Here is a 23,837-nt window from a genome sequence, read left to right as displayed (position 1 = left end):
GAGTGGTTGCGCGCATTTGATCTGTGGGATTTTATTCCAACTATGGCTGGTCGTTTTTCACGTCGTGAGTTTCTGGGAGGATTGGGGGCGTCTCTGATCCCGGCAACTGGTTTGGCGCAGGCGCCGCTGGTCTCGCTCAGACCGCGCGCGCGTGCGGCGCTGTTGAGTGGTGCCGAGCGTTTGGTTGCAGCCGCAGGGTTGACGGGCGAAGTTGTTTTCGCCGTCGCGGATGTGGCGACCGGAAAGCCGCTGGAGGTTTTTGGTGAAGGTGCGGGCTTGCCCCCGGCCAGTGTCGGCAAGGCGATGACCGCGCTTTACGCGCTGGACGTTCTGGGGCCTGACCACCGGTTCGAAACCCGTTTGATCGCAGATGGGCCAATTGAAAACGGGATTTTGCATGGCGATCTGATACTGGCAGGCGGGGGTGACCCGCTGTTGGATACGGATGCGCTGGCCACGATGGCGGCCAACCTGCGCGAGGCCGGAATCACCGAGGTTCGAGGAGCCTTCAAGGTCTATGACGGGGCGCTGCCCTTCGTGTTCAGCATTGATCCCGGTCAGCCGGATCATGTGGGGTACAGCCCGGCGGTAAGCGGGATATCGTTGAATTTCAATCGGGTCCATTTCGAGTGGAAGCGTGCCGGTAAGGGTTACGATGTGACCTTGGATGCCCGCAGCGCGCGATATGTGCCGGCAGTTGATGTGGCAGCCATGCGGGTCGAGAACCGCAGCTTGCCTATCTATACCTATCAGCCAAGTGCGCGGCAGGACCGCTGGACCGTGGCCAAGGGCGCGCTGGGCAATGGCGGGGCGCGCTGGCTGCCTGTGCGCAAACCCGCATTGTACACGGGTGATGTGTTTCGTACTTTGGCCCGATCCAATGGAATCGTTTTGAATCGGGTGCAAGTGACACGAGAGGCGCCAAAAGGCGTCGACCTTGTGGTGCATCGCAGCGATCCATTGAACAGTATTTTGCAGGGGATGCTGAAATACTCGACGAACCTGACGGCCGAGATGGTCGGGCTGGCCGCAACCAAAGCGCGGGGCGTTGACCCGCGCAACCTGGCGGAGTCGGCGGCCGAGATGAACCGTTGGGCGTCTCAGAGCTTTGGCGTGAACGGGATCGCGATGGTCGATCATTCCGGTCTTGGCGATGCCTCGCGTATGGTGCCGGCGGATCTGGTCGCGGCCCTTGTCGCGGCCCGGAAAATGGGCGTATTGCGCCCATTGATGAAGCCTTTTGCCTTGACGGATCGAAATGGGCGGCCGGTAAAGAACCACCCGATCAAGGTCGATGCCAAGACAGGCACATTGAACTTCGTATCCGGGTTGGGCGGTTTCCTGACAACGGCGGACGGGGTCGATCTGGCCTTTGCCATTTTTACGGCGGACGTGGCCCACCGCGCCAAGATTCCTCGCGCACAACGCGAACGGCCTGAAGGCGCGCGAAGCTGGAACCGCAGGTCGCGGAAACTGCAACGGGCCTTGCTGGAACGTTGGGGCGCACTCTACGGAATCTGAAACCCGTAGATTGCCCGGATCAGACCGTGTGGCGTGCGCGCGCCCCGCGTTCGATTGCGGCGGCATGCAGACGGTCGATATTCAGCTCGTACCGGATTTCTTCCAGCAGGCGCAGTTCCGTTTCGGCCAGCGCACCGTCGGCAGCCGCAACATCGCACGCCAGAGCATAGGCCGTTTCGTTCAGACGCTCGGGCAGGTTTTCGCGGATCAGGCCAAACAGCGCATCCAAACCGTCTTCCTGTTCGAACAGGTCAAAAACAATCTGTGATACACGACGGGTCCGATCGATGTCATACCCGGCAAAGACCGGCAGCATGTTCACGGCAACCTCGATCTTGACCAGCTCGGCGGTTCGGATGTTTTCGTCAGAGGCCGAGACTGCAACCATGATCGCCACAAGGCAATCCTGCGGGGACATCGGGTGGGGCACTTGCTCGGTCATGGGATGGTCCTGATTGGGGTCGTTCGAGGACGCACGATATGAGCGCAGCGGGTCAGGTTCAACACCTTGTTTCATCCATCCCGCGCGATCAGGTATTCATGACCATCATTCCCGAAATCAAAAGCGCGGCCCCCAGCCAGTAGCGCAGCCCAAGTGTTTCGCCGAAGAAGACGTGCGAGGCCAGTGGCACAAGAACGAAACTGAGGGCCATAAAAGGGTAGGCCTGGGACAGAGTCAGATACCGCAGGACATACACCCACAGCACTGTAGCCGAGCCATAGATGGCAAAGGCTGTCAAAAGGAAAGGATCGAACAGCGTCTGGATGAGGCCCGCCAATCCGGTGGCTTCGCGCCCATCAATCCGGTTTCCCGCCAGTTTGAACAGAATTTGCCCGGCCGAGATCATAACTGGTGTGAACAGCAAACCAGCCCAGACCAGTGTCGTTGGGGCGGGCGGAGTCATCCTTGGTGCTCCGGTTCCGGTTTTTCCTCGGGGCGGTCTTCGCAATAGTAGATGTCGCGCCCCAGATCTTCGCAGACATGGATGTCCGGGCTGGGATACACCGCGCGCAGAAAGCTGTGGGTGTAGGGGAAAAAGTTGAAATGCGGATTGAAGGTGTACCTGCTTTCGCGTTCACGCGGGACGACGATAATGACGCGTTTTCGCGCGACACGACGCAGTTCAGCGATTGCTTGACGGTATTCCAGAAGATGCTCGATCACGTGGGTACAGATTACGGTGTCAAAGCTGTTGTCTTCAAACGGCAGTTCTTCGATCCGAGCTGCAACATAGTCGATATTGTCGATGGCAGCCGCATCATCGACGACGAAATCCACCCCTGTCAGTTGCGTGATGTCGGGCCGGGCGGCCTTTATGCGTTGCAAAAGAACTCCGGTGCCGCAGCCGATATCGCAGATGCTTTGCCCGACGATATCCTTGGCAATCCGCTTGATGCAGGCTTCGGAATTGTCGGTGCCCTGATGCACGCGCGGATGATCGCGGTAGAGCTTTTCGTATTCGTCATCCGTCAGATAGGTTGCGCGTTCACGGAATTCGGCAAGGCGCGTGATATGGTCGCCCCAAACCCTGCATGCCAGCCAATGAAACGCGGCGCTGTCACGCAGGACAGGCGGCACGATATCTTCGAGTACAAAGCGTATACGGTTGGTGGTTTCGCGTCGCATCCCGTTTCCTCTGGTCCGGGGAACCCCCCCCGTGTCGCCTTTGTCTAACACTGCCCGGTGAGCGGGCGAAACAACCGGGTCAAGTTTGCGCCCGCGCCCGTGTCTTTTTTGTTTCGGAGGAACAATCGAACCACCTTTGTGGCCTGAGCAAGGCTGGCCGGTGAAAATGCAGCGCGGATATCCCGGACAGAGTGTTTGCGGGCCAAGGAACGTTTCCCTACCGGCCCGAGGGCGACTGTTTTTTGGCGCAGTGTGTCGCGAATTGCGCCACTGCTTTATTGACTCATGCTGCACTGGCACAATAGGAGGGGCCGGTCCGGTTGCATGGGGTGACCGCGGCACTTTCCCCGATGGAGCACATTGAAATGTCTGAACTGCGTGAAACCGCGATGTCGTCCAAGGCCTGGCCTTTTGAAGAGGCGCGCCGGTTGCTCAAACGCTATCAGAAGGGTGCTCCGGAAAAGGGGTATGTGCTGTTCGAAACCGGTTACGGCCCGTCTGGCTTGCCGCATATCGGAACGTTCGGCGAGGTCGCGCGGACCACGATGGTCAAGCGCGCGTTCGAGGCGCTTTCGGACATGCCGACCAAGTTGATCTGTTTTTCAGACGATCTGGACGGGATGCGCAAGGTGCCCAGCAACGTGCCCAACCCGGAGGCGCTTGAGGAACATTTGCAGCGCCCGTTGACTTCGGTTCCCGATCCGTTTGGCGAATACCCCAGCTTCGGCGAGCACAACAACGCGATGCTGCGCCGGTTCCTCGATACCTTCGGATTCGAATATGAGTTCTATTCGGCGCGTGATTTCTATCGCTCGGGCCAATTCGACGAGATTCTGAAGCGTGCAGTTGAACGCTATGACGACGTGATGGCCATCATGTTGAAAAGCCTGCGGGAAGAACGCCAGCAGACCTATTCGATCTTCCTGCCGATCCACCCGGAAACCGGTCGGGTTTTGTATGTGCCGATGAAGAAAGTGTGTGCAGAGACCTATACCGTCACATTCGATGATGAAGACGGCAAGGAATGGACCGTTCCCGTCACCGGTGGCAACGTGAAGCTGCAATGGAAGCCGGATTTCGGGGCGCGCTGGGCAGCGCTGGGTGTCGATTTTGAGATGTACGGCAAAGAACATGCTACCAACGAAAAGATCTATGACGCGATCTGCCGTGCATTGGGCGGCCGCGCGCCCGAGCATTTCAGCTATGAGCTGTTTCTGGATGAGAATGGCCAGAAGATCTCGAAATCGTCGGGCAATGGTGTCTCGATTGACGAATGGCTGACCTATGCGCCGACTGAAAGCCTAGCGTATTTCATGTACCAAAAACCCAAGACTGCCAAGCGGATGCATTTCGACGTGATCCCGAAAGCCTATGATGAGTATCATCAGCAGCTGCGCGCCTATCCGGGGCAGGACCTGAAAGCTCAGTTGAACAATCCGGTCTGGCACATTCACGGTGGCGACGTTCCAGAATCGACCCTGATCGTACCGTTTGCGATGTTGCTGAACCTGGCGTCGGTCTCGGGCGCGGAAGACAAGGAGACGCTGTGGGGCTTTATTCGCCGCTATGCGCCGGAAGCAACGGCTGAAAGCCATCCCGATCTGGATCAGGCCGCGGGCTTTGCGGTTCGCTACTTCAACGATTTCGTCAAACCAACGCGCAAACATCGCGCACCCACGGATCAGGAGCGCGAGGCGCTGGAAGCGCTGAAAGCCGCGCTTGAGGCTTATGATGGCCCGACCGAGGACGAGGCGCTCCAATCAGTGGTCTATTCCATCGGGCGTGAGCGGTTCGACCCCATGCGCGGTTGGTTCACGGCGTTGTACGAAGTGCTTCTGGGTGCATCGCAGGGCCCGCGTTTTGGCGGCTTTATCGCGCTGTACGGTGTGCCAGAGACAATTGGCCTGATCGACAAGGCGCTGGCCGGAGAGCTGGTCTGATTTGACCTGATCCCCTATGGGGCTACTCTTCTTTGCAGGAGGTGGCCCCATGCGTCGATTTTTGCTTGCTGTATCCCTGAGTGTTGGGCTGGGGTCGGGCGCGTTTGCGCAAAACGCAGAGATCGAAGCAAACATTTCGGCGCAGATACAGGCCTTCAAGGCGGATGATTTTGCCACGGCCTTCACCTTTGCCAGCCCCAGCATCCAGCGCCTTTTTCAGAACCCCGACAATTTCGGACAGATGGTGCGCAATGGATATCCGATGGTCTGGCGTCCTGCCGACATACGTTTTCTGGAGTTGCGTGAAATTGCAGGAGCCTTGTGGCAGAAGGTGATGATCACGGATGCAAACGGGCGTGTGCACATATTGGACTATCAGATGATCCCTCTGGAAAGCGGTTGGAAAATCAATGGCGTCCAATTGTTGGGCAACGCTGACCCTGCGGCCTGAGGCAACACCACCGTCACGGTGATATGAGCCGTGGTTAATTCTCTTTCGGTATTCAGACTGACGCGTTCGGGGCGGACCTGGACACGGGGTTTGGACGCGTTGCCAGATTGGCGTGGCGCGATTTAGAAAGGGTTTTCAATGAACAAGGCAATCACTGACGGCATCGTCTTCATGCCGCCTCAATTCGCGAATGGCCTGAACGTTTGGTCTGCGGGGGACGGAACGCCCGGCTCGCCCACATATGGTGGATCCGGCACGGGGGTTTTCGTGCCTGCGGATGCCGATTTTGGTGGCTGTCTGGAGATCCTGAAAGTCCAAACCACCCAACAGCTTCGATACATGGGCCAGACGCCGATTTTGCCTGGTTGCTATTTGCAGATCAAAGCGCGGGTCAAGGCGATCAGCGGCCCTTTGCCGTCGGTGCGCATAGCGGCCTGGGCCGGGGGCGCAGGGGACACGCATGTGTCAGGTGTCGTGGAGCAGGGGCCTGCAACACAGCTGTCGGGCTATGGAAGAGTGCATGAAATAACGGCGATTGTCGGAACCGGCAAACGCCCCGGCGTGGACATGCCTTGGGGGCTGGCCGCCCTGTATGGCCATTTTGGTCTGGATATTGAGGGCGCGAATGGGGCGCTGGTGCGTGTCGACGACCTGGAGATCACGGATGTCACCGGTGTCTTCCTGCGTGAGATGATCAGTGTTGTGGATGTGCGCGACTATGGGGCCATCGGCGACGGTGTGACGGATGATTCAGCTGCGTTTGAAGCGGCCGATCAGGCGGCGGGTGGCCGTCGGGTTTACGTTCCGCAAGGGACTTATCATCTGGCCGAAAACACCAGTATGACATCCGAAATGGACTTTGAAGGCACAGTCACCATGCCGGATGACAAGATGCTGTTGCTGACAAAGGATTTCCATCTGCCGGCTTACATCTCGGCTTTCGGAGACGAAGAACTGGCGTTCAAAAAAGCGTTTCAGGCCCTCCTGAACAATTCGGATCATGACTCGCTGGATTTGGGTGGTCGCAAGATTTCCGTCACCGCGCCGATCGACATGGCCGCAGCGGTTCCCAACAAGCAAAGTGGTTTTTCAACCCGTCGCGTGATCCGGAATGGTCAGTTTGATGTCAAAAGCAGTTCGGCGTGGGATACCGAAACGTTCACCTCGACTGCGACCTATGATCCGTCGGACAAAACGCGTCTGACCAATGTCGCGAATGTCGCCAACATTCCTGTTGGGTCCTACGTTGCCGGCAGCGGAGTCGGGCGCGAAATCTATGTACGGTCAAAGAATGTCGGTGCGGGTGAGATCACACTGAGTGCGCCTCTTGTGGGGGCTTCGGGGACCCAGTCTTTCACATTCTATTCACTCAAGTACCTGCTGGATTTCAGCGGCTTCAGCACGCTTCGGAAATTCGGCATGGAACAGATCGAATTTCAGTGCAACAGCCGATGCAGCGGAATTCGTTTGGCGGCCTCCGGCAGTACGTTTTCGTTGAGCGACTGTTTTATCAGCCGCCCGAAAAACCGGGGGATCACGTCGACCGGAACGGGGTGCAAGGGTATGCTGATCGATAATTGCCAGTTCCTGTCAGCAGAAGAATCCCTTGTCGTAACGGACCGGTATTCCATTGCGTTGAATACCAATTCAAACGATGTGAAGTTGCGCCACAACCGAGCGGTGCGTTTCAGACATTTCGCCGTTCTGGGTGGTGACAACAACATGATCCTGGGCAACCATGTCTTTCAGGGCGATAGCATCCCGCAAGGTGTGCGTACGGCCGGTTTGATCATGATCGGCACCTACAACAGTTCCACTATCGCCGAGAATTATGTCGACAACTGTTTCGTCGAATGGACGAATGAACGCGACCCGTCGCCGACCTACACGAGTGGCTTTTCGTTCAGTGCAATGAGCATCACGGACAACATCTTTTATTCCAGTCAGGCCCCGTCCTGGTTCAGTTTCATCGTCATTCGTCCCTATGGGCCCGGGCATTTTCTCAATGGCCTGGTCGTGACCGGCAACAAGTTCCGTGCCACGAGCGGTGAAATCTTTCGAGCGGATCGGGTGGATACAAGCTTTGCCGACTTGAACAAAGACAGGCACTCGAACGTGACCTTCCAGAACAATACGTATCATGGCGTAACAAGGAAATCCGCAAACCCGTTGAGGGTTCGTTATACGCAGAACTCGGTGTCCAATCTTTGGCCTGTTTCGGCAAACGGGCAGTTGCCTTTCGACGGCAAAGCAAGAAGCTGCGATGGGGTTGCGACGATCGGTGTGCTCTCGGGGGTGTTCAACAACCACGTCTTCAGCGCGCCTCATGTTGAGGTCGAACAGGGGGCGACGGGCGACAGTTTTCTGTTGCGTTGGCCAGAGCATGTAAAGGGTACGGCCTCGGTTCTGATGCGCATGGAACGTTAAAAGGCTGTCTGGCCACCCCGAAACGGGTGGCCATTTCACTCTGATCTGACCGTAAAATGACAGACCCGGTTTGCAAGGTCGGCAGGAAATAGGCGACGTTTCATTTTGATGTGTTAGGCTTGGGACAGAAAGTGGAGAATCCCGATGCTGAAAATCGCCAAAAACGCCAGTGTTCAGACAGTTATCACGACCTTTGAAATGACGCCTGGCACCTGCCAGGACCTTCTGGAAGCTCTGACGGATGCCTATGCCGAGTTCATTTCGAAGCAGCCAGGTTTCGTTTCCGCCGGGCTGCACGTCAATGACGCGCAAACCCGAATAGCAAACTATTCGCAATGGGAACGCCGCGAAGATTTCCTTGCCATGCTGCGCACGCCTGAAATGCGCGATCGCAACCGCAAGATCAACGAACTCTGCAAAAGCTTTGAACCGGTCATGTATGACGTCGCTGAGACATTCGGCAGTTCCTGACCTGAATCAAAGCCTGCAATTCGTATCTGTTTCAAAGTTAGCCTGCAAAAACGGAGGCTCACATCATGTATCACAACATTCTGGTCCCCATCTCGTTCGATGTTGAAAGAGATACATCCGGGCCTTTGAAGCTGGCCCGGATTCTGGCCACGCCAGACGCGCAGGTGACATTGTTGCATGTGGTTGAGCATATTCCCAACTATGCAATCTCGTACATGCCGTCCGAATACCTGACAGAGGCGCGCAAGGCGATTCAGGCAGAACTGGATGAACTGGCATCGCAGCTGCCGAATGCAAAGGGTTTGGTGATCGAAGGACATTCCGGCCGGACCATTCTGGATTGGGCCGAGGCGAACAAACCCGATCTGATCATAATTGCGTCCCACCGGCCGGGGATGCAGGACCTGCTGTTGGGCTCAACCGCATCTCATGTCGTTCGGCATGCGGGATGTGCCGTACATGTGGTCCGCTGATGGCTAGAAATCCTGTGCGGTAAGGCGGCAGGCCCTGCCAAATACGGCGTTCAAAAGACCGCCCTGGATTGCGAACCGGACCAGTCCGAAATCGGCGAAATCGATATAGAGTTTCGCTTTGGGCCGTCGCGCCAAGTACCGGTCGCGCAAGTCACCATAGCCTGCCATGTCCCGGTGAACTGGCTGAGCGATCACGTGCAATGTCAGGCGCGGATGGGTCAGCGGGTCGCCCTTGTCTGCGGGCTCTCCGATCAGAAGGGCGCAGTTGGGACAAGCGCTCAGCGCGCACGTGTGTTCCGCAAGGGTTGAAATCAGCGAAACAGGGCAACCTGCTTCATCCGTGGCCAGCGCGATCCGCGAGACAGACGGCAACCCGGTGTCAGGGCGCAGAAAGGCCAGTGCGGCAAATTTGGCCTGAAAGAGAAGGTCCTGTGCTTGCAAGCGCGCCGCTGCGTCGGGCGTCTGATAAGGATCGGATTGGGTCACGATATCGGTTCGGCAGCGAAAAATCGGGCAGATGACGGTTCCCTGTCATTTTAAGTTCCTGAAATGGATTGCGCCATTTGTTTTACCTCAGCGATATGGGATTGCCTCGGCTTTGCCACAAATCGACGTTACAGATCAGACAATGCTGTTCAAGAAACCCTCGCAGGATACGCCTGATCCGAAGCCGCGGCCGTCCAGACGACACCGGCGCGCAGAGGCGACGCGCAGGTATGCGCTGTCTCCGATACGCATTCTGGTCATGGTTCTGTTGTTGCCGCTGACCACCGTGCTGATCGCCACGGGTGTTTTTCTGCGCCTGTCCGAATTTGAGCGGGAAGAGGCGGTGATCCACCTGATCGCATTGGCAGGGTGTGATGCAACGCAGTCGCTGGGGGTGGGGCCGTTTTACGAGGGGCAGGCGGGTTATCACAAGCGTAATGACCCGGATGGCGACGGGGTCGCCTGTGGCGCTACCAGCCCGCCCCGGGCAACTGCGCCGCCAGTTCACAACAATCCCGAACCGCAACAGCGGTCTCTTGGAACGGCCAAGTTCGTGCGCCCCTGACGGTTGTAATCGCGAAGTCCAGAAAATCTGCTCGGGACGGGGCCGGTTGCCTGTGTCATCCAGTTAGCCTCAAGCGAACGGGCGTCATGTCACAGTGGGATGGCAATGCAGCGGATCAACCCCATCTCATATGGATGGCAAAACAGGAGATCGTATGATGCAATGCCCGATTGACGGAACTCAACTGGTCATCACGGACAGAAACGGGGTTGAAATCGACTATTGTCCGCAATGCCGAGGTGTCTGGCTGGATCGGGGCGAACTGGACAAGATCATCGAGCGTTCGACAGCGTATTCTCCGCCACAACCCGGCTACGATGACCGGGCGGATCACGGCTATCGCAAGAAAAAGAAACGTGGCGGTTTTCTGGAAGATCTGTTCAATTTCTGACCCGGTTAGGACAGCTGGGCCCCGGCACATTCGCGGAAAATGCGAACCTGGGGCGCAGCACCGTTCAAGGGAAATTCACTCACCCTGTCCTGCGTGAACGCATAGGCGGTCAGGTTGTATTCCAGCCCGTCCAGCACGTTTCCAAATCCTGTATCAGTGACCGTCAACGATGATGCACCGTCAGACAGGACATGATGCGGAGTGGCGATTTCGATGGGGTTTGGCCCCTCGAACCGCATCGCGAACCATGGGGTATTGGTCCAACCTTCGGTCTTGCGGGTAACGGAAAGGGTATAGAGCGGCTTTGCCGGGTCATAGGTCAGGAATATCTCTGCCGTGTCCGTCACGTGTGACAGGGTGCAGATCTGGCCCACCGTTGCTTCCCACGCGGCGGTGGGTGTGCCGAGGGTCAGTGATAACAGGACAACGCGCATGGTGCGGAGTCTAGCGGCCGAAAAGTCCGGGGCAAGGGCTGCGTCAGCCTTTCATCGCATTCAGCAGGTCCAGCAACCCCTTGCGGTCGTCATCATCGGCATAATCGCCTGCGGCCAACCGTTCGGCGATGCGCAGGCGCAGACGCTCGTGCTGGGTGCGCACCTCTTCGCCGGCGGTTTCCGCCAGCGTCTTCATGATCACGGCCACGGCCTGTTGGCGCTTGGTGGTGGGGTTGGCGATGTAATCGACCAGGCTCTGCTGCCCGGAATCGAGGATGTTTTCGGCCAGATCGCGCAGTTGCTGGCCATTGGGCAGCAGCGGGGCGGGGGCGTCTTGGGGCGGCAGGATCTCGGGCGCGCTGCGCGGGGTCTCGGCCAGGGCGTTGGCGCCGTCGACGAAGGCCTCGGTGATCATCCGGGTGATCCTGATCGCGCGCGGGTCCTTGAACAGGGTCGAGGCGATGGCCACGCCATAGTCGGTGTAGACCCACGGGTTGACCCGCCGCCCGCCGCGGCCCTTGGGCTTTGAGATCACATTCTGTGATATCAAATCGGCCACCTCGGCATCGGTCAGCTGAAAGCGGTAGCCCTCGAACAGATCCTTGTTGCGCGAGACGGCCTGATTGAAGGCGCTGACGGACTTTCCGTAGAACTGCGCCAGGTCCTCGGCCAGCACCACACGGGTTCCGCGCACCCGGTGAATGGCGCTTTGGACCTCTTCCGTGCTGGGCAGAGTGTTCGGGTTCGTCATGGCAACCGTTTGGAATCACAATTTGTGATTTCAAACGTGGAGGAGCGGGCGTTGGGCTGCAAGGTTGAAGTGTGGGATCAGGAATCAAAAAACGGATGCGCGCTAAGATTGAAATGCTACATACGTGCTCGCCAATATAGAATTCTGCTGATATTTCGAAGCCATGGATACTAGATACACCCCAAGATTGGACTTAAGCATCAAGCGCCGCTTGCGTGCGTTGAACTGGGATTTGGATCTAATTGTTGAAGAGGTGCAATTTGACTCGCGCTCCACAGTTTGGACTGCTTCGTCAGTCACTCTCAGAAGCTTGGACATAGATGTCGTTCAAATGATTCTGCTAATTGAGGATCGGCGCTTTTTTCGACACCTCGGATTTGAATTACGCGCAATACCTCGATTGATGAAAAGAGCGCTCAAGCTTCAGAAGCCCGGTGGAATAAGCACCTTGGATCAACAGCTTGTACGCATTATTACAAACAGGCGTGAAAGAACCATTTCGCGCAAAATTAGAGAAACCGTTCTTGCAGCAGCTATAAATAGCTGGCTCTCCAAGGATGAGCTATTACTGTCCTACTTAAAAAGGAGCTATTTCGGGCGCGGATTGATAGGTCTTGAGGCAGCCTCAAAACACCTGTTCAAAAAAGAACCCGATCAGCTTTCAACAAATGAAGCGGCATTTATCGCTTCATTGCTTGCGAGGCCAATACCTGGAGTTGTTGTAGACTGTTTGAATGATTTCAGCTTACTTACGGCACGACGACCAGAGGAATACATTGGCATGGCAAGGGTCTGTGCACCGACTTGGGCTATGGCTGTCCGGGCGCGTTATCTATACACATTGAAACTATTTAGCGACTCCAAAGAGCCTTGAGACTAGAAACAGCACTGAAATATCCTCCAACTTACCATGCTGCGTGTTGTTCCAGTATTGTACGGAGCCGAACTCGTCGTTTTCGACGCGCTCAAGCAGATTGCGTTGAAACCTCTGAAAGTTCCTTCGAGCAATCTGCAAATTTGGAAAAATACGCGAGGCAATAGCTGTGTCTACGCTGCTCAAATCCCAACCATGCCGATATCTAAGCTGCAAACCATCGCCGCTATCCTTCAGAGGATCGTGGCACTCATAGACAAATGAGTTTGCCGATTCTCGGTCGAAGTACACCGACAGCCTCGCCGAGATTCTTGATAAAGCTGTCATCCATGCATCAACTTCTTTGTTGTACTCCGCGTACATGACTTCCAAGTTTTCGTCGTCGGTATTGAGGGCCCCCAGAAGTTTCCGGTGTGCGTGGTATCTTTTGTCGAATGCGTCACCAATTAACTCCACAGTTTGAAGTGCGGCTTGTCTTTCATCCTTGCGTATATCTTCACGGTTTTTTTCACGCCAGCTTCGGGCCTGAAAAGTAAACGTTGTCATTGCTGCAATCAGCCCAAGGGCTATAGTTGAGAGAAATCCCCACATCGATCATCGCTTCCTTCTCTTCACATTCCCGCCCCGCTGCCCCGGCCTCCCAGCCGTTGAGCGGCCGCGCGATTTCACCGCATCCTCGGACGCTTTCTCGACCGCCCATTGCCGCGCCATGGGGTCGTCGGCCACCGCCAGATCGACCGCTTCCAGACGTTTGATCTCATCCCGGATGTTGGCGGCCTCTTCGAATTCCAGGTTCTCGGCGGCTTTGCGCATCTGATCGCGCAACCCGTCAAGATGGGCTTCGAGATTCGCGCCATGCATCGGTTTGTCGATGGTGGCGGTGACGCGGTTCATGTCCACGTCGCCCTGATAGAGACCGGCCAGAACGTCATCGACATTCTTCTTCACCGTCTCGGGCGTGATGCCGTGTTCTTCGTTATAGGCGATCTGCTTGGCGCGGCGGCGGTTGGTTTCCTCCAGCGCGCGTTCCATGCTGCCGGTGATCTTGTCGGCATACATGATCACCCGGCCATCGGCGTTCCGCGCGGCGCGGCCTATGGTCTGGATCAGCGAGGTTTCCGAGCGTAGGAAGCCCTCTTTGTCGGCGTCAAGAATGGCGACCAGCCCACATTCCGGGATGTCGAGCCCTTCGCGCAGCAGGTTGATGCCGACCAGCACGTCGAAGGCACCCAGACGCAGGTCACGCAGGATTTCGATGCGTTCCAAAGTGTCGATATCCGAGTGCATATAGCGGACTTTTATTCCCTGTTCGTGCAGGTATTCGGTCAGGTCCTCGGCCGTGCGTTTGGTCAGCGTGGTGACCAGCGTGCGGAACCCGTTGGCGGCGACCTTGCGCACCTCGTCCAGCAGGTCGTCGACCTGCATCTCGACGGGGCGGATTTCGACCTCGGGGTCCAAGAGGCCCGTGGGGCGGATCACCTGTTCGGTGAAGACGCCGCCGGTCTGTTCGATCTCCCACTTGGCAGGCGTGGCCGAGACGAAGACGGATTGCGGGCGCATGGCGTCCCATTCCTCGAATTTGAGGGGGCGGTTGTCCATGCAGGAGGGCAGGCGGAACCCGTGTTCGGCCAGCGTAAATTTCCGCCGGTAGTCGCCGCGATACATGCCGCCGATCTGCGGCACGCTGACGTGGGATTCGTCGGCAAAAACGATGGCATTGTCGGGGATGAATTCGAACAGGGTCGGGGGCGGCTCGCCCGGCGCGCGGCCGGTCAGATAGCGCGAGTAGTTCTCGATCCCGTTGCAGACGCCGGTGGCCTCGAGCATCTCGAGGTCGAAATTGGTGCGCTGTTCCAGCCGCTGCGCCTCGAGCAGCTTGCCCTCGCCCACCAGTTGATCCAGCCGCTGACGCAGTTCCTTTTTAATGCCGATGATGGCCTGCTGCATCGTCGGTTTCGGCGTGACATAGTGCGAGTTCGCATAGACGCGCACCTGTTCCATCGTCGCGGCGCGCTCGCCGGTCAGCGGATCGAATTCGGTGATGCTTTCCAGTTCCTCACCGAAGAACGAGAATTTCCAGGCGCGATCCTCAAGGTGAGCGGGCCAGATTTCAAGGCTGTCGCCCCGCACGCGGAATGACCCGCGCTGGAAGGCTTGATCGTTGCGGCGGTATTGCTGGGCCACCAGACCGGCCATCACCTGCCGCTGGTCGTATTCGTGTCCGACCTTCAGATCCTGTGTCATCGCCCCGTAGGTCTCGACCGAGCCGATGCCATAGATGCACGAGACCGAGGCCACGATGATCACGTCGTCGCGTTCCAGCAGCGCCCGCGTGGCCGAGTGGCGCATCCGGTCGATCTGTTCGTTGATCTGCGATTCCTTCTCGATATACGTGTCCGATCGCGCGACATAGGCCTCGGGCTGGTAATAGTCGTAGTAGGAGACGAAATATTCGACCGCGTTTTCCGGGAAAAACCCCTTGAACTCTCCGTAAAGCTGCGCCGCCAATGTCTTGTTGGGGGCGAGGATGATGGCCGGGCGTTGGGTTTCTTCAATCACCTTGGCCATGGTGAAGGTTTTGCCCGTACCGGTCGCCCCCAACAGAACCTGATCGCGCTCTCCATCCAGAATGCCGCCTGCAAGTTCCTTGATCGCGGTTGGCTGGTCTCCTGCGGGGGCAAACTCCGTATGCATGACAAACCGTTTGCCGCCTTCCAGTTTCAGGCGGGCCCGAACATCTTCGGTTGTCATTTGAGTCTTGTCGGAATGGGCGTATGGCATGGGCAGGCTCCGGATCAGGCCCCTACATTTGTTCTTATTTTGTCCAACTGCAAGGGCTGATCCGGTACAAATTCCCCAGTTTTGAAACTGGGCAGATACGCATCCGGATTGTGATCCGAGCCAACCTTGCCGGCCAACGCGGCAAGGTCGCCGATGAGAGCCTTCGTCATCATCGGTTTGCCGGCGATCACGGCATGGGCTTCGGTCGAGGGCATCGCCCGGTTGTTCCCGGGGTTTGCGTTGACGTCCAGAATGCATTCACGATGGATCATCTGCTTATCCTTCGGCTGACTTGTCGAAGATCATAGTTGGCCCTGATGACAGTTTCTGTCATTGGCTTGCTTCGACAATCCGCGACAATTGTTGTCTTGTCCCGGGCTGCGCTCTGACGCATAAACAGGTCCAGCCAAGTGAGTACGGAGAGGCGACATGCGCGCACGGATTTACCAGCCTGCAAGGAATGCGATGACTTCAGGAATGGCCAAGACCTGCAAGTGGGTTCTGGAATATGCCCCCGCTTCGGCACGTGAGGTTGATCCGCTGATGGGCTGGACATCATCCAATGACACGCAAACCCAGATACGCCTGAAATTCGACACCAAGAAAGAGGCGATGGATTATGCTAGGGACAATGGCATCGATGCGCAGGTCAGCGAGCCGCATAAGCGCAAACCCAACCTGCGCGCACGCGGATACGGAGAAAACTTCGCCACCGACCGCCGTGGGCCCTGGACACACTGAATGATCGAAATTCGCGAGGCAGACCCGACCTCGGACGTGTTGCGCCCGATTGTGGAAGCTCATTTCGCTCACAGCGAATCGGCCGGCCCTGCGGAAAGCAACCATACGATGAGCGCAGAATCACTGGCCGGATCGGGCATTCGGTTCTGTGCGATTTACGACGATCAGCAGGCTTTGGGCTGCGGTGCCTTGAAGCTGTTGCCCGATGGCACGGCCGAGGTGAAATCGGTGCATATCCTCGCACAGGCACGGGGGCGCGGACTGGCGCGTGTCATGATGGCTCATCTGGCCGATCTGGCGCGCGCAGAAGGCGTCAAAGCTTTGGTTTTGGAAACCGGGGCAGAGCATCTTCCAGAGTATGATGCCGCCCGCAAGCTTTACGAAGCGTTGGGTTATTCCTATTGCGGACCGATCTTTGGGTACAGTGACGATCCGAACAGCGCATTCATGCGCTTGGCTCTTGAACCCCGCTCGTAAAAACCGCAAGAAGGGTGCAGCGGTCCCTTAGCTCAACTGGATAGAGCAGCTGACTTCTAATCAGCAGGTTGAGGGTTCGAGTCCTTCAGGGATCGCCATTCTCGAATTTCGATTTCGATGAACACGTCAGGCCGCAATGCGGGCTGTTTCTTCGCGGTTGTCGGGTAAGGTATGAAGGGCTGGACGAGGGGGTCATGCCAGCCCTTCTAAGGGGTCACAGAGTGGTAGTGTGTGTTCCTTAACCAAACATTAACCTGATTCACCATGTTCCGAAATTGGGGGATTCCCGTAGGACGGCCAATGCGCGGATTTCAGCGTGTGGGTTGCAGCCGGCGGATCAGGATCCGGGATCATAACGCGAATTTTTCAGGGTGATTTGGGGCCTGGGCTGCAAAAGCGCCAAGGTTGTGAAAAAAATATTGCAACCGGTTGCAAATAGAATCATTGTTGCGCGCAACAACAAGATTCGGGAGATCTGTATGTTGAACGTCGGATTGTTGGGTGCCGGGCGCATCGGGCGTGTTCATGCGCAGGCGATTGCATCGCATCCGGGCAGCAAACTCATTGCTGTTTCCGATGCCTTGACCGAGGCCGCGGCCAGCCTTGCCAGTGATTATTGGGCCGAGGCGCGCAGTTCCGAAGAGATCATTGCGGATCCGGAAATCGGCGCGGTTCTGATTGCAACTCCAACAGATACGCATTCTGACCTGATTGAAGCAGCGACAGGCGCAGGAAAAGCCGTCCTGTGTGAAAAGCCAGTTGATTTGGACCTGAAGCGCGCCTCGGATTGTCTGAATACCGTCGCGGAACGCGGCAAGCCGGTCATGATAGGGTTCAATCGGCGATTTGATCCCAATTTTGCGACCTTGAAGGCGGGGTTGGATGCGGGTGAGATCGGCAAGGCAGAGCTCCTGTCGATCACATCTTTTGACCCGGCGCCACCACCAGTCAGCTACGTAAAGGTGTCTGGCGGTTTGTTTCGGGACATGATGATCCATGATTTTGACATGGCTAACTTCCTGATGGGGGACGTTCCCGAAACGATCTCGGCGGTTGGGTCCTCGCTTGTGGATGCTGAAATCGGCGCCGCTGGGGATGTGGATACAGCGGCAGTTACAATGACTTACGCGGATGGCCGCATCGCGGTCATCAAGAATTCGCGGCGCGCGGCCTATGGCTATGACCAGCGGGTCGAACTGCTGGGGTCCGAGGGGTTGCTACAGGCTCAGAACATGTTGGAAAACACTGTCGTAAAGTCAACGGCGGACGGTGTGGTGGGGGCCAAGCCGACCTATTTCTTCCTGGAACGCTACATGCCTGCTTACCGTGTGGAATGGGCCGCATTTGTCGACGCTGTTGAAAGTGGATCCGAAGTTCCGGTCACGCTGAAGGACGGTGTTGCAGCGCTGGCGATGGCCGAGGCCGCGACCCTGTCAGCGCAGACGGGAAAGCCCGTTCGGATGGAAGAGATTTTGAAACCGGTTGCAAAATGATCGAAATTCTTCAAACTAATACCAGCTCGGCCCAGCGCCGCAGCCACTGAGATTCGGCACAGCCGGATGATTGGGGCCGGTACCCCGACAGAAGATCAGACTGAACCATTGGGAGGAAACTGAAATGAAGAAATTCGTTAAAGGCGCGCTTGCTGCCGGGGCACTGGCCTTGGCCACACCAGCATTTGCGCAGGAAATCGTGGTCGTGTCGCATGGCCAGGCCAATGACGCATTCTGGAACGTCGTGAAGAACGGCGTAGAGCAGGCCGGAAAAGATGTCGGTGTGAATGTGGAATATCGTGCACCTGAGACCTTTGACATGGTTGCCATGTCGCAGCTGATCGACGCCGCCGTGAACCAGGAGCCTGACGGACTGATCGTCTCGATCCCGGATGCCGATGCGCTTGGCCCCTCGATCGAACGTGCGGTTGCCGCCGGTATCCCGGTGATCTCGATCAACTCGGGTGCGGAAGTGGCCAAGGAACTGGGCGCTCTGCTGCATGTGGGTCAGGACGAATATGATGCGGGCAAGGCGGCTGGTGAAAAGCTGGCCTCGATGGGTGGAACCAATGCGATCTGTGTCAACCACGAGGTCGGCAACGTATCACTTGACCTGCGCTGTGAAGGCTTCACCGAAGGGTTTGGCGGTAAAGTAACCGTTCTGCCGACCTCGAACGATCCGTCCGAGATCGAGTCCAAAGTTGCCGCCGCGCTGGCCGCTGACGAAAGCGTCGATACCGTTATGGCGCTGGGCGCGAGCTCGGCCGGCGAGCCTTCGGTCGCCGCGGCCAAAGCCTCGGGGCGGGATTTGAATGTTGCCTCGTTCGACCTGTCGGCCAACTTCCTCCAGTCAATCGTGGATGGTGACGCGGCCTTTGCCATTGACCAGCAGCAGTACCTTCAGGGCTACCTGTCGGTGAACTTCATGGGTCTGCACGCCAAATACGGCCTGATGCCGGGCGGCGACGTGCCTTCGGGTCCGAACCTGATCACTCAGGACAAGGCCGCACAGGTCATCGAACTGTCCGCGCAGGGTATCCGCTGATTTCGGCGCGATCCGACAAACAACAGGATCGGCGCCAACGCGCCGGTCTCACCGAATTGGGAGGAAACCATGAGTGAATCAGCGCCCGTCCTGTCGGACGAAAGGGTCAAGAAAGAACCGTTCCTGACCAAACTGATGAAAAGACCCGAGCTGGGCGCCATTGCAGGGGCGGTTCTGGTATTCGTGTTCTTTGCGATCACCGCAGATGAATCGATGTTCACTCTTGCCGGTGTCATGAACTTCATGACCCCTGCGGCACAGTTGGGTATCCTGGCGATCGGTGCGGCACTGCTGATGATCGGTGGAGAGTTCGACCTGTCGATCGGATCGATGGTCGCGTTCTCGGGGCTGTTTTTCGGCGTCTGCGTCGTGACCTGGCAATTGCCGCTGATCTTTGCCATCCCAATGACATTCGTATTTGCGGCCTGTGTCGGTGCGGTCAACGGCAATATCGTGATCCGTTCGGGCCTGCCTTCGTTCATTGTAACGCTGGCGTTTCTGTTCATCCTTCGTGGCCTGTCACTGGTGGGGCTGAAAATGGCGACAGGCGGTTCGACCCAACTGCGCGGCGTGCGCGACGCGGTCGAAAACGACTGGCTGGCCCCCTTCTTTTCGGGCGAAGCATTCGGCAGCCTGTTCGCATGGCTGGCCGCCAACGGCATGATCGATACATTCAAAAGCGGCGCGCCCAAGGTCCCGGGTATTCCGGTCGAAATCCTGTGGTTCATCGTCATTACAATGGCGGCGACCTACGTGCTGCTGCGTACCCCGGTAGGGAACTGGATTTTCGCCTCGGGTGGTGACAGCACGGCTGCATCCAATTCGGGTGTACCGGTGAACCGCGTCAAGGTTTCACTGTTCATGCTGACGGCGTGCTGTGCCGCCCTTGTGGCGATCATTACCGTCATGGACGCAGGCTCGACCGATGCGCGGCGGGGGTTCCAGAAAGAATTCGAGGCGATTATCGCCGCGGTGATCGGCGGCTGCCTGCTGACCGGCGGATACGGCTCGGCCATCGGGGCTTTCTTCGGCTCGATCATCTTTGGAATGGTCGTCATCGGACTGACCTATACCGACTTTGATCAGGATTGGTTCCAGGTCTTTCTGGGTGCCATGCTGTTGATTGCCGTTCTGTTCAACAACGCGATCCGCAAGCGCGTAACCGGGGAGCGCTGATATGACCGAAGACACCAAGTTCCACCATGGCGATGCCGTCGATGATCAGGCGCCCATCGTTCAGATGAAAGACATCGAAAAGCACTTTGGCAATATCATCGCACTTGCTGGCGTCAGCTTTGACGTCAAGCCCGGGGAATGCCATTGCCTGCTGGGCGACAACGGCGCGGGCAAGTCCACCTTCATCAAGACCATGTCCGGGGTGCACAAACCCACCAAGGGCGAGATTTTGTTCGAAGGCCAGCCGTTGCATTTCGACACGCCGCGTGACGCGATGGAAGCGGGCATCGCGACCGTGTTTCAGGATCTTGCGATGATCCCGCTGATGAGCGTGACGCGCAATTTCTTCATGGGGCGCGAACCCACAAAGGGCAAAGGGTTGCTCAAGCGGTTCGATGTGGATCATGCAAACGAAGTCTGCATGGAAGAGATGCGCAAGATGGGCATCAATCTGCGCGCGCCGGATCAGGCGGTTGGGACATTGTCCGGCGGCGAACGTCAGACGGTGGCCATCGCGCGGGCGGTGTATTTCGGCGCCAAGATCTTGATCCTCGACGAACCGACCTCGGCGCTTGGTGTGCGTCAGACGTCCAATGTTCTTGCCACGATCGACCGGGTTCGCAGCCAGGGTGTCGGCGTGGTTTTCATCAGCCACAACGTGCGCCATGCGCTGGCGGTGGGCGATCGTTTTACCGTACTGAACCGCGGCAAAACACTGGGCACTGCCAAACGCGGTGAAATCACACCCGAAGAGTTGCAGGACCTGATGGCCGGTGGTCAGGAAATGGCCGAGCTTGAGGGATCGCTGGGCGGTACTGTCTAAAGCAAGACACTCGGATGCCCTCACGGGGGGCATCCATCGGGCGGTGGCACCTGACGCCACTCTGATTTCAGGCTCTGGCAAAAGGCCTGACACCTTCGCAAATGAGAAAACCCGCGGACCGCCGATGGCGGCTCCGAGTTGAAAGGGATCATGATGAGCAAAACAGTCCGATTGACCGCGGCGCAGGCTCTGGTGCGCTATCTGGGCGCGCAGATGAACGAGGCCGGAGAGCCGTTCATCGCAGGTGTGTGGGCGATCTTCGGCCATGGCAACGTGGCCGGTCTGGGCGAGGCGCTGCATGGGGTGAAAGACAGTCTTCCCACCTATCGCGGTCACAACGAACAGACCATGGCACACAGCGCTATTGCTTATGCCAAGCAGTTGGGTCGGCAACGCGCCATGGCGGTGACATCGTCGATCGGACCGGGGGCCACCAACATGGTCACGGCCGCTGCTCTGGCCCACGTGAACCGTCTGCCTGTTTTGTTGCTGCCCGGCGATGTATTTGCGACGCGTGGCCCCGATCCGGTTTTGCAGCAACCCGAAGTGTTCTCGGATGGAACCATCAGTGCGAATGATTGTTTCAGACCGGTCAGCCGGTATTTCGACCGCATCACCCGCCCGGAACATCTGCTGACGGCTCTGCCGCGCGCTTTCCGCACGATGACGGACCCGGCGGATTGCGGCCCGGCGACGCTGGCCTTTTGTCAGGATGTGCAGGCCGAAGCATATGACTATCCTGAAAGCTTCTTTGAGCCGCGCGTCTGGTATCAGCGCCGCATTCGCCCGGATGAGGGGGAACTGGCGCGCGCCGTTGCCGCGATCAAGGCCGCCAAGCGCCCCGTTATCGTTGCCGGCGGAGGTGTGCATTATTCGGACGCAACCGCCACGTTGCAGCGTTTTGCCGAGGCACACAATATCCCCGTGGCCGAGACACAGGCCGGCAAGTCCGCATTGGCCTGGGATCATCCGCTCAACCTTGGTCCTGTTGGTGTGACCGGGGGCGAACCTGCCAACGACATCTGCGCAAGGGCGGATCTTGTGCTGGGCGTCGGCACCCGGTTTCAGGACTTCACCACCGGGTCATGGGGGTTGTTTGCGAACCCCGAGCGGGAATTGATCAGCCTGAACACCGCCGCCTATGACGCCGAGAAGCACGGAGCGATGCCGTTGCAGGCCGACGCTCGGGTTGGTCTGGATGAACTCAGTGAAGCGCTGGGCGGCCATCGCGCGCCGGATCTGCCTGCGGCATTGAAATCTGATTGGTTTGGCAAAGTTGATGCGCTGACGGATGCCCCGACGGACAGCAATGCGCTGCCAACGGATATGCAGGTGATCGGCGCCGTGCAGCGGGCCGCCAAGGAAAACACTGTTGCGATGTGCGCTGCCGGCACGATGCCGGGTGAGCTGCACAAGCTTTGGAAGGCACCACGCCCCGGTGCCTATCACATGGAATATGGTTTCAGCTGCATGGGGTACGAGATCGCTGGTGCCATGGGCATCAAGATGGCCCAGCCCGACCGCGACGTGATCTGCTTTACCGGTGATGGCACTTATATGATGGCCAACTCGGAAATGGCGACGGCGGCGATGATGGGGATTTCGTTCACCGTTGTCGTCACGGACAACCGCGGGTTTGGTTGCATCAACCGTCTGCAAATGGGGACAGGCGGGGCCGAGTTCAACAACCTTCTCGACCACACTGTGCACGAGACAAAATCAGCCATCGATTTTGCCGCCCATGCGGCAGCGATGGGGGCGACTTCGGTCAAGGTCAGTTCGATTGCCGAGCTCGAAGACGCGCTGGCCAAACGCGATGAGGTCAAAGGCCCCTATGTCGTGGTGATCGACACCGATCCCTATCCATCGACCGAATATGGCGGAACCTGGTGGGAAGTGGCGGTGCCCGAGGTCAGCACCCGCCCCGAAGTGAATGAAAAACGCGCGGCCTATGAAGCCGCCATCAAGGAAAGAAACACGAAATGAGCGTGAAGATCGGCATCTCTCCGATTGCCTGGCAGAATGACGACCTGCCGGACCTGACCGCAGCTTACACGATGGAGCAGGCGCTGAAAGAAGCGCGCGAGATCGGTTATACAGGTGTCGAACGGGGCCAGAGGATGCCCGCCGACACCGAAGGGTTGCGGGCCTATCTGGACGCAAATGACATCGCGCTCTGTGGGGGGTGGTGCTCGGGCAACACGCTGGTCAACGACCTGCACGCCGAGATCGCCGTCGTGCGTGAACAGGTCGAACAATTCGTTGCGCTGAACAGCCCGTGCATCGTCTATGCCGAATGTTCCAATACCGTCCAGGGACAGATCGGAACGCCTGTCAATGATCGCCCCAAACTGTCGCGGGACGAGGTTCTGGCCTATGCGGGCAGGCTGACCGAACTTGCCAAGTGGATGGCAGATCAGGGCATGCCCATGGCCTATCACCATCACATGGGCACGATCATCGAAAGTGAAGATGAGGTGAACTGGCTGATGGAGGGGTCAGGCCCCGAATTGAGCCTGTGTTTCGATACGGGCCATCTGCTGTTTGGTGGCGGCGATGTGATGGCCACGCTGAACCGTTGGGGCGACCGGGTGCATCACGTGCATTTCAAGGATATCCGCCCCGAAATCGTACAGGACACGCGTGAGAACAATCGCAGTTTTCTGGATGCGGTGATCGCGGGCGCGTTCACTGTGCCGGGTGACGGTTGCATAGACTTTCAGGCCGTGGCCAATGCACTGAAAGCAATGGATTACAACGGCTGGATCGTAGTCGAAGCAGAGCAGGACCCGGCCAAGGCGCCGCCCTATGAGTACTCCAAGAAGGGCTTTGACCACATTGTCGAAGTCTGCGGTCAGGCAGGATTGGAGATCAAAGCGTAACAACCCGC

At 57.7% G+C, this 23,837-nt stretch carries 26 protein-coding genes and 1 tRNA gene; 18 read left to right on the top strand and 9 right to left on the bottom strand.

Features of this window, described 5'->3' with window-relative positions; translation table 11 throughout:
* The first annotated feature begins 42 nt into the window (after window positions 1-42).
* Complete coding sequence (gene dacB, locus GS611_RS18995) at window positions 43-1,521, top strand: D-alanyl-D-alanine carboxypeptidase/D-alanyl-D-alanine-endopeptidase (RefSeq protein ID WP_171638067.1); 1,479 nt, start codon at window positions 43-45, stop codon at window positions 1,519-1,521.
* 19 nt (window positions 1,522-1,540) lie between these two features.
* On the opposite strand, the gene GS611_RS18990 is transcribed toward dacB, so the two are convergent.
* The 3 genes from GS611_RS18990 to GS611_RS18980 all read right to left on the bottom strand — a co-directional run bounded on the left by GS611_RS18990 (window position 1,541) and on the right by GS611_RS18980 (window position 3,148).
* Entirely contained in the window at window positions 1,541-1,963 is a 423-nt protein-coding gene (locus tag GS611_RS18990) for a tellurite resistance TerB family protein (protein ID WP_117872968.1), read from the bottom strand.
* Between the two features lie 88 nt (window positions 1,964-2,051).
* A complete protein-coding gene (locus tag GS611_RS18985; RefSeq protein WP_216597870.1) occupies window positions 2,052-2,426 on the bottom strand; it encodes an EamA family transporter in 375 nt (124 codons plus the stop codon).
* Window positions 2,423-3,148 (bottom strand): bifunctional 2-polyprenyl-6-hydroxyphenol methylase/3-demethylubiquinol 3-O-methyltransferase UbiG, encoded by a 726-nt coding sequence (locus tag GS611_RS18980; RefSeq protein ID WP_171638065.1) that lies wholly within the window; start codon window positions 3,146-3,148, stop codon window positions 2,423-2,425. Before GS611_RS18980 ends, GS611_RS18985 begins: the two co-directional genes overlap by 4 nt.
* A 365-nt stretch (window positions 3,149-3,513) precedes the next feature.
* Here GS611_RS18980 and GS611_RS18975 point away from each other — a divergent pair, with 365 nt between their 5' ends.
* The 5 genes from GS611_RS18975 (at window position 3,514) to GS611_RS18955 (ending at window position 8,910) form a co-directional block, all read left to right on the top strand.
* Window positions 3,514-5,088, top strand: coding sequence for a lysine--tRNA ligase (locus tag GS611_RS18975; RefSeq protein ID WP_171638063.1), 1,575 nt, complete (start codon window positions 3,514-3,516; stop codon window positions 5,086-5,088).
* 49 nt (window positions 5,089-5,137) lie between these two features.
* Entirely contained in the window at window positions 5,138-5,539 is a 402-nt protein-coding gene (locus GS611_RS18970; RefSeq protein ID WP_171638061.1) for a DUF4864 domain-containing protein, read from the top strand.
* A gap of 138 nt (window positions 5,540-5,677) precedes the next feature.
* Window positions 5,678-7,966, top strand: coding sequence for a glycosyl hydrolase family 28-related protein (locus tag GS611_RS18965; protein ID WP_171638059.1), 2,289 nt, complete (start codon window positions 5,678-5,680; stop codon window positions 7,964-7,966).
* A gap of 144 nt (window positions 7,967-8,110) precedes the next feature.
* On the top strand, window positions 8,111-8,437 hold the full coding sequence (locus GS611_RS18960) for an antibiotic biosynthesis monooxygenase (protein ID WP_152459145.1): 327 nt from the start codon (window positions 8,111-8,113) through the stop codon (window positions 8,435-8,437).
* Between the two features lie 65 nt (window positions 8,438-8,502).
* On the top strand, window positions 8,503-8,910 hold the full coding sequence (locus tag GS611_RS18955; protein ID WP_171638057.1) for a universal stress protein: 408 nt from the start codon (window positions 8,503-8,505) through the stop codon (window positions 8,908-8,910).
* 3 nt (window positions 8,911-8,913) lie between these two features.
* Here GS611_RS18955 and GS611_RS18950 read toward each other — a convergent pair whose 3' ends face one another.
* Complete coding sequence (locus GS611_RS18950; protein ID WP_171638055.1) at window positions 8,914-9,396, bottom strand: pyridoxamine 5-phosphate oxidase; 483 nt, start codon at window positions 9,394-9,396, stop codon at window positions 8,914-8,916.
* Window positions 9,397-9,538: 142 nt separating this feature from the next.
* Here GS611_RS18950 and GS611_RS18945 point away from each other — a divergent pair, with 142 nt between their 5' ends.
* The gene (locus GS611_RS18945; protein ID WP_171638053.1) at window positions 9,539-9,961 is read left to right on the top strand and encodes an excalibur calcium-binding domain-containing protein; all 423 of its coding nucleotides are present in this window, start codon (window positions 9,539-9,541) and stop codon (window positions 9,959-9,961) included.
* 157 nt (window positions 9,962-10,118) lie between these two features.
* Window positions 10,119-10,352 carry a zf-TFIIB domain-containing protein gene (locus GS611_RS18940; protein WP_171638107.1) on the top strand — a complete coding sequence of 78 codons (234 nt, stop codon included), beginning with the start codon at window positions 10,119-10,121 and terminating at the stop codon, window positions 10,350-10,352.
* A 5-nt stretch (window positions 10,353-10,357) separates the two neighbouring features.
* Here the strand turns inward: GS611_RS18940 and GS611_RS18935 are convergent, their stop codons facing one another.
* Both GS611_RS18935 and GS611_RS18930 read right to left on the bottom strand, forming a co-directional pair.
* Complete coding sequence (locus tag GS611_RS18935; protein WP_171638051.1) at window positions 10,358-10,786, bottom strand: hypothetical protein; 429 nt, start codon at window positions 10,784-10,786, stop codon at window positions 10,358-10,360.
* Between the two features lie 43 nt (window positions 10,787-10,829).
* Entirely contained in the window at window positions 10,830-11,537 is a 708-nt protein-coding gene (locus GS611_RS18930) for an ORF6N domain-containing protein (protein WP_171638049.1), read from the bottom strand.
* A 163-nt stretch (window positions 11,538-11,700) separates the two neighbouring features.
* On the opposite strand from GS611_RS18930, the gene GS611_RS18925 reads away from it, so the two are divergent.
* Complete coding sequence (locus GS611_RS18925) at window positions 11,701-12,411, top strand: biosynthetic peptidoglycan transglycosylase (protein WP_171638047.1); 711 nt, start codon at window positions 11,701-11,703, stop codon at window positions 12,409-12,411.
* Here the strand turns inward: GS611_RS18925 and GS611_RS18920 are convergent.
* From GS611_RS18920 to GS611_RS18910, 3 genes are read right to left on the bottom strand one after another with little or no spacing between them, the layout of a single operon-like run.
* The gene (locus GS611_RS18920) at window positions 12,385-13,002 is read right to left on the bottom strand and encodes a hypothetical protein (RefSeq protein ID WP_171638045.1); all 618 of its coding nucleotides are present in this window, start codon (window positions 13,000-13,002) and stop codon (window positions 12,385-12,387) included. The genes GS611_RS18925 and GS611_RS18920 overlap by 27 nt on opposite strands.
* 3 nt (window positions 13,003-13,005) lie before the next feature.
* Window positions 13,006-15,192 (bottom strand): excinuclease ABC subunit UvrB, encoded by a 2,187-nt coding sequence (gene uvrB / locus GS611_RS18915; protein WP_171638043.1) that lies wholly within the window; start codon window positions 15,190-15,192, stop codon window positions 13,006-13,008.
* Window positions 15,193-15,206: 14 nt separating this feature from the next.
* Window positions 15,207-15,464: a hypothetical protein gene (locus GS611_RS18910; RefSeq protein WP_171638041.1), complete on the bottom strand. Its 258-nt coding sequence runs from the start codon at window positions 15,462-15,464 to the stop codon at window positions 15,207-15,209.
* Between the two features lie 157 nt (window positions 15,465-15,621).
* Here GS611_RS18910 and GS611_RS18905 point away from each other — a divergent pair, with 157 nt between their 5' ends.
* The 9 genes from GS611_RS18905 to iolE all read left to right on the top strand — a co-directional run bounded on the left by GS611_RS18905 (window position 15,622) and on the right by iolE (window position 23,829).
* Window positions 15,622-15,933: an ETC complex I subunit gene (locus tag GS611_RS18905; protein WP_171638039.1), complete on the top strand. Its 312-nt coding sequence runs from the start codon at window positions 15,622-15,624 to the stop codon at window positions 15,931-15,933.
* The gene (locus GS611_RS18900; RefSeq protein ID WP_171638037.1) at window positions 15,934-16,410 is read left to right on the top strand and encodes a GNAT family N-acetyltransferase; all 477 of its coding nucleotides are present in this window, start codon (window positions 15,934-15,936) and stop codon (window positions 16,408-16,410) included.
* Between the two features lie 21 nt (window positions 16,411-16,431).
* Window positions 16,432-16,508: transfer RNA gene (locus GS611_RS18895), tRNA-Arg, on the top strand.
* Between the two features lie 381 nt (window positions 16,509-16,889).
* Window positions 16,890-17,903 (top strand): inositol 2-dehydrogenase, encoded by a 1,014-nt coding sequence (gene iolG, locus GS611_RS18890; protein ID WP_171638035.1) that lies wholly within the window; start codon window positions 16,890-16,892, stop codon window positions 17,901-17,903.
* Window positions 17,904-18,027: 124 nt separating this feature from the next.
* Window positions 18,028-18,948 (top strand): sugar ABC transporter substrate-binding protein, encoded by a 921-nt coding sequence (locus tag GS611_RS18885; protein ID WP_171638033.1) that lies wholly within the window; start codon window positions 18,028-18,030, stop codon window positions 18,946-18,948.
* Between the two features lie 69 nt (window positions 18,949-19,017).
* Window positions 19,018-20,124, top strand: coding sequence for an ABC transporter permease (locus GS611_RS18880; protein WP_171638031.1), 1,107 nt, complete (start codon window positions 19,018-19,020; stop codon window positions 20,122-20,124).
* Window position 20,125: 1 nt separating this feature from the next.
* A complete protein-coding gene (locus GS611_RS18875; protein ID WP_152459131.1) occupies window positions 20,126-20,947 on the top strand; it encodes an ATP-binding cassette domain-containing protein in 822 nt (273 codons plus the stop codon).
* A 153-nt stretch (window positions 20,948-21,100) separates the two neighbouring features.
* Entirely contained in the window at window positions 21,101-22,933 is a 1,833-nt protein-coding gene (gene iolD, locus GS611_RS18870) for a 3D-(3,5/4)-trihydroxycyclohexane-1,2-dione acylhydrolase (decyclizing) (protein WP_171638029.1), read from the top strand.
* A complete protein-coding gene (gene iolE, locus GS611_RS18865; protein ID WP_171638026.1) occupies window positions 22,930-23,829 on the top strand; it encodes a myo-inosose-2 dehydratase in 900 nt (299 codons plus the stop codon). The genes iolD and iolE overlap by 4 nt, the downstream gene beginning before the upstream one ends.
* The last annotated feature ends 8 nt before the right edge of the window (window positions 23,830-23,837 follow it).

This window comes from Ruegeria sp. HKCCD6119 (assembly GCF_013110585.1).
Classification (GTDB): Bacteria; Pseudomonadota; Alphaproteobacteria; order Rhodobacterales; family Rhodobacteraceae; genus Ruegeria.
The sequence above is the reverse complement of the archived record's forward strand: the minus strand, read 5'-3'. Positions and strand labels throughout refer to the sequence as shown.